Source organism: Denitromonas ohlonensis (assembly GCF_007625205.1).
Lineage (GTDB): Bacteria > Pseudomonadota > Gammaproteobacteria > Burkholderiales > Rhodocyclaceae > Nitrogeniibacter > Nitrogeniibacter ohlonensis.
Window position 1 is genome coordinate 1 of the sequence record NZ_VMNI01000039.1, and the last position, 6,480, is coordinate 6,480.

Sequence of the window (6,480 nt, forward strand, 5' to 3'; positions counted from 1 at the left end):
GCAATGAATTGCGTACGATTGCTGTTGACCACACGCCCCACCGACACATTGCGCCCCGACGACACCGGCCGGGTGAGGTAGGGGCAGGTTTCTGAGCCTAACAGCCGTACAGGCTCACGGCTGACTGAGTGCTCCTCGGCCTAAACGGACATTCGACTGGTTGGCAGGCTCGGTCTGCTCTGTAGCACTTAGCAGTCACTGATCATCGAGCGTCGCTAACGTTAAACCATCCTTTCAGAACGACCGCAACATGAGACACGGATGATCAAGTAATGACGAATTTCGAAAAGGGTACATGTTGATGGAGCCGCTTGCATTGTCTCGTTCTGATGAAATTGAGTTGGAACTCCCGAAACTGCTGTTTGACGACTGGGTTCGGGACTTTTTCCCCGGCTTTCAGCAGCGTAACAGGGATAAATTGAGTGCGAGGGTGCGTATTAGTTTTGCTCGTTGCGAGTGGGTTTCACCGTTGCCGATCCTGGCAATAGCAACAGAGCTAACGTCGTTTTCTACAGCAGGGCGAATAGTAGAAATTGACCTAGGGGAAGGGGCTAGTACCGATGATGGTGCAATACGGCGGTCGCGCACATTAAAGTTTCTCTCTTTCCACGGGTTTTTGTCTGCATTTTGTTGTCGGCAAGATCTTATTGTACGGTTTCAATTTGACAAGGATGGCGACCGGGGTAATCAAGGCTTGTGGTACGTTGGCGAAGCGGGATTAAAAGGGGTACGAGACTCCATCAATCTTTCCCGCGTTGAATTGATCTATGGTGATTCAGTTGTATTGCCAGTGACTATTTGGAAGCTCCCAGTATCTACATCCCCAGATTTGACCTCCGCAGTCAGGGAAAAAGTTCGGGAGCTGCTGAAGCAGGCTGACACGTCACTGTTCAAGTTCAAAACCGATTCGCGCAAGTATCGGGATGTAACACTTCAACGGCTCAATCAATTGCTGCTTGAGCTCGTAGAAAACGCTGCGGAACACGCCTATCCCGAATCACTTTCGGGATACGTCGGTCTTTATGCAAGAGTGCGGCAGACCCAAAGTGAAGAAGCGAGATCTGCCCGTTCGTTGGAAATTTCCAAGTCGCGACTGCTTGGGAAGGTGCTTCTAAGCGAAAAGCAGCAACAAATTGAGATTTTTGTACTTGATGTTGGCAAGGGGCTTTTTGCCGATTTGGATACTTGGAAAGACGAGGATTTGCGGTCATTGCGGGCTAAGAAGTTAATTCTTCATCCCCTTCAGCTAACTGCCGCGCTACTTTTTCAAAAACCACTTTCGAGGCATAACAGAGCCCAGAGTGAAGTATCGCGCCTACGAGGTAGCTCAACCGGGTTGATGCATCTGCACAAAATCCTTAGTCATGGCAGGGGGAATGACCGATCTATGGTGATCACCGGCAGGGAGTGGCTAGCCGGTCCACATCCTAGGCCCCCCGGCTTCAGTGACGACGTCGTTTCCTCGGGGGGGCATGTACTAACTAAGGATTCACTGGCTGGCACGTTCTATCACTTGGGCATTAGCCCTGCGGTGATCCCTAAGCTGAATAGTCAATGGTTTAGTTCAGACAAGCCTACAAGTTCCAATGTTCTCCACTCAATAATCACAAAATTTGCTGCCACGAAACCGCCAAGAAGCTTGTCATCAAAGGTCATCGACATTAGAAGTGGCGAGGGATTGGAAAGCGTTGAAAGCCGAGTGACTGAACATACGACTAAGTCACTTGGCGGCACTGTTGTTAGAGTTAACAGAGTTGCCGAAAAGAATCTTGTCAACAAGATAGTCGTGTCTTGGCTCTTGGGTACAGCGAAGTCGTCACGCAAGAGTTCTTTGCTCTTCCTATGTGATTTGGGGCGATATCAAGCGGTAGACACTGTTTGGGTAGTCGAAAAGCTATTCACCAAATACGATCGTATCGACCTTGGTCGCTGGAAGGGCGACGCATCAATCTTCCTCATAACTGAGGATCTTTGCTGTACAGAATTAAAGTTGAATTTCAAGCTGCGCCATGACAGCCTGACACAAGTGAGCGTGGAACGTGCTACCTCCAACATTTCGAAACTTGACAACCGTTTGGTGTTTTTGCTTGAGGAATTAAGGATTTGTGATTCAGCGACCGTGTGGCGGTGCGTACATGAACTCAGTGGTTCGGCAATCCACAACCCGATTTTGCTTAAAGATGTCCTCTGGTCTGCAACAGGCACTAATGGCGTATTGCCATACTACTTAAACTTCGCACAACTTATACAAGACGGTGATGCTGCGCGATGCATTCGTCGGTCGCTTAGACGCATTCTCGCGTTGTTTCCACAGGCCAGCCATCATGCACTGGACGGGCTTATTGGAGCCTCCCTGCATGATGCAAAAAAGTGGCTGATAGACCCACCGATTGACTCTACTGACGTTGTGCTTGTTGGTAGTCTGTCAGTTTCAGGTAGCACACTTAAGCGTTTTCGGCTTCCCCCGCGGACGTCTTTGGTGGCGGTCGTTGATAGCATAAAGACACCGTATTTCAGCAATGCACCCCAGGCAGTCACCACATCACATTTGGCAGCGTTATTGTGGGATCCGTCGCTGTCAACGCAATCGACCAACACACCAAGTTATCGCCGTGTTGGCCGATCAGCGTATATAGAAAGAATCGGGGCCGCACCTACGTCAGTTTCGTTTGACGAGGGGCTTTACACAGAGCTCGAGTCAGCTCGTCTGATCAAGGTTGGGCATTGGGCGCACGGCGATAGACATAGTCTACTTGATTTGAATGCTGAAATTGCCATAGAACAATCTGGAGCGAGTGAGTCTGGAGCGATCCACTTTTTGGTCGAGCAACTTGTCGAACTTTGCAAAAGCAGTCCGGTTGTACTCGCTTTTTCTATCGACAAGATCACATACCGATTAGCGCATCACGTCAAGTCCAGATTGAGCCAAATGGATGCCAAGGCGGGTCTGGCGCTAACGCTATTGCCGTTGTCATTTATGCCTCGGTTTGCAGGGGGGTTGACACGGTTTTCACCACTGGTTGCTGATGAAGCACGTCATCTTGCCAGCGCCAATAGTGGAGCGCGACCGATCGCAGTATTTCTTGATTTTGGTTTCATAACAAATCGAACGGTCCGTCACGTCGCGCGACAGCTAACTGACGTTGGTTTTGAAGATATACGAGCTCTTGGGTTAATAAATCGTTCGTCGGCACCTGAGTTACCCTCCGAAATCAAGCGACTAGCACCTATTTCAAAAGCCTTTCCTAAAACCTATTGGCGTTGGAATATTCCTGTGCTTGGAACGGGCGCTCACTGCCCCATGTGTGGGGTACTTCCGGCGATTGGGCGGCTTCGAAGAATTGTCGATGACGCACACGTCGACTTGGTACAACCCTTAGAGGAATTGGGACAAACTTGGCGAGCACGGGAAATTACTGATTATTGGGACGAGTTTGGGTTGAATCCATTGCCGATTGTTGAATCAATCCGTAATGGAATTTGGCCAATTGCAAACCGGATATCAAATATTCCCGCGTATTCGTCAACTACGCTGGCCGCCAGAGTAGTCGAGTATTTGCGCGCGACCGGTGATGTCGAGACTCCACTTGGGCTTGCCCAACTTTTGCTGGACCGGCAAGGCGCAGATCATGCCGCCGAATTGCTTTGTGTAATGCTTTTGCTGACAGGAGGGAGCATTGCAGCCACTGATCGAGATGATGCTATTTCGCTCTTGGCTAAGGTCACCATAAGTCTAAGTAGTTCATCAGATGCTTCAGTGAGTGATGCGGCGCGCAGAAACTGCTTGATCGGTCTTGTTGCAATGGTGTTTGCCGCTCAACCGGCGTCCTGCAAATTTGCTGTTTTGGATGATCTAGTAGGGCTGCTTGACAAGGTAGATGTAACCAACTCACCTTATGTGCGACTCGCGCTGTTGGCATTGACAACCGACGCCGATGTGTCCATTGATATTCAGCAGGAATTTGAAAAGTGCTGCAAAAACAGGTTGTCAAATGGAGTATTACGCCGCAACTACCATTCACTTCGACCAAAAAAAGGTACGGCACCAGAGACTTGGTACATGCTGGACAAGGCTTTTGGGCGGTCCAGTAGCCATAGCCAGCAATCGGAGCTTGGAAACTTGAAAATGGAATTGGTGAAAACCACCAACTTAGTTAGTACGTTGTCACGTTTAAATCGCCTAGCCAGTCTCCTAGCGCGTTGTGATGCCCAATTTGTCGACGATACGTTGGGTCAAAGCACAAATGGAATTATTTCGGAAATTAAAGAATTAAAGCGATTTGTAGAGTCTGATGAAGTTGTGGCCGGCACGTATCTATCGAAAATAGATGAGATGTTTGGCGCTTTCGTTAATTCAATACACAAAACGCTCGTGCGGTATGGAGATCGGGCTGACTCCCCTTTGGTGTATGACGCATTTTTAGAAATTGTTCAAAAAGGAGCTGAAGCCAATAGGCTAGCTCTTTTGAAAGATGTAGTGCCGACGCAGACGGCTCGTACACTAGTTTGGCCGACAGGAGTTGGTGACTATTTCCCATTAGGGGACCAATTAGCGAGATTGTTTAGCGAAGTTTTCTCTAATATTGCAGGTAAGAGCGTTGACCGCCATCCCCCTGACGCTCTTGAATTTAGAGGCTTAGCTGAAAAGGCTAAAGCTTGGATATGGTTTGATTTAGATTTTGAGCCTGTTAGGTCCGGAATTACTATTGTTGTTGTTACCGGTTTGGCTTCGAGTAAGGCGCTTCCAATATATAAGCCAAAGGTTGCAGGGTTGGAAGATTTTGGTGTTCGCGTGACGTCAAGTATGTTCCAAGAGAATTTTTTTGAAATTCGTATTCGTATTCCATCATTGGCTTCAATACTGGAGATGACATGAAAGATACCCAGGGCGGTGCAGTACTTGTAATGGTCGTTGACGATCAATTGAATGCTGAACGCGAAGAAAACAGTCGCAAGAAAATATACGAAAGATGGTTTGCTCAGGTTTCTGAATTTCATCGTGGGAAATGGACCTTCGATGTCCATTACTGCGCCACGTTGGATGCAGTTGCGAGGATTGAGGTTTCGGCAGGGCAGCCATTCTTAGCAGTTGTCGACATGGTTCTTGATGGTGCGGCATGGTCACCAAAATGCGTAAATCAGCTTGATCAGAAACTGCTCGATGAACGTTGGCCATTACTATTGGTTAGTGCTCGGTTCGACTCCAATGAAGCCATTGAACGTGCCAATCGATTGCTAGGCAAGGGGAGCGACCTCGCACCATTTCAATTTCTTACTTGGTCATCAATCAGCCGAGCAGTTGATGGTGTTGAACAATCAGAAGTTGCGTTCATCATTGGAGCGCTGTTGGGGCGTGCTCGGGGGCAAGACCTACGCTTCTCGAAAGGTTCAGATGAGGCAATTGAGATATTGCACATTACAGATCCACATTTTGGCAAGGCCACATGGGATGTTGGTTCATTGATTTCTTTGAGGCTGGCCCGCCAAAAATTTGGTCTGAATATGGCTGACTTCCTCGCCATTACAGGGGATATTGCTGACCAAGGCAATCCAACCCAATACAAATTGGCAAAGGAGTATTTCGTTGCTTTGGTGCACAATCGAGTAGTGACTGGCGTGGAAACAGGAATCGCCAGAGATCGCGTATTCGTGTGCCCAGGCAACCATGATTTCTCTCGTCCGGTAGCTTTGTCCGCAAATATCTCAGCTTCTGCACCTTACGAGGTCAAGCCATCAATATTAAATGGCAACGAATGGATGCGAAACTTTGCTTGGAAAGCCTATTTGGACTTTGAGGCAGACGTTACTGAGCACTCAGTGGATTGGATACTGAATCCTGGGTATCGGTTAAATACACGTTTTTTGAGCTCTGGCCTCGTAGTATTGGAATTAAACGTAGAGCGCTATGAAATTGATAGCTATCAGGTCGGAGTCAGTGAAGAAGATTTGCGGAGAACAATAAATGCGGCGGTTACTGCTGTCTCTGCAGTGCGAAGAAAATCCGAGTGTTTGCTTGTCTTGGCGCACAGGCACGAGTCCAATATTTGGCTTGGGCTTTCACAAATGATTCAGAACAACCTTATGGGCTTGGCGGGAGAGGGGCCGCTAGTGTTTGTTTGCGGCCACGAGCATTCCGCTGACGTAGTTCCTAGTCTGCGGGATAAAGCACTATTTGTGAGAGGGGTGCCACCTAGTCCTGGTCCTGTATTACCGGAGCAGGTTCTGCCGATGGTCAACTGTATTCGCTTCAATCGAAGTGAAGGCCGCGTGAAAGGTGTGGAAGTTCATCAATTCCACCAGCATGCAACCGACTGGCAAGTGAGTGCGCATGGTCCTCGGAGCTACGGTTATAGCAGTGGGAAGTGGAGAGCGGAGGGCGACTAACTGTTGAGTGATCTCCTTGCAGTGCGATGGCGAAAGCCCGGGTGGCGTAGAGAGCGGACTGCCGGACGCCGGCTGGTGATAGTCCGCTTTGGCCGA

The 6,480-nt window shown here is 48.9% G+C and carries 2 protein-coding genes; both read left to right on the plus strand.

The genetic code is table 11. From position 1 onward, the window contains the following. The first annotated feature begins 295 nt into the window (after positions 1 to 295). Entirely contained in the window at positions 296 to 4,876 is a 4,581-nt protein-coding gene (locus FHP89_RS20860; RefSeq protein ID WP_186300427.1) for a hypothetical protein, read from the plus strand. Further along, complete coding sequence (locus tag FHP89_RS20865) at positions 4,873 to 6,384, plus strand: metallophosphoesterase family protein (protein WP_144180059.1); 1,512 nt, start codon at positions 4,873 to 4,875, stop codon at positions 6,382 to 6,384. Before FHP89_RS20860 ends, FHP89_RS20865 begins: the two co-directional genes overlap by 4 nt. The last annotated feature ends 96 nt before the right edge of the window (positions 6,385 to 6,480 follow it).

Excerpts from the sequence above, each read along its gene's own strand:
- FHP89_RS20865 (WP_144180059.1), top strand. The coding sequence starts at position 4,873 with ATGAAAGATACCCAGGGCGGTGCAGTACTTGTAATGGTCGTTGACGAT.
- FHP89_RS20860 (WP_186300427.1), top strand. The coding sequence starts at position 296 with ATGTTGATGGAGCCGCTTGCATTGTCTCGTTCTGATGAAATTGAGTTG.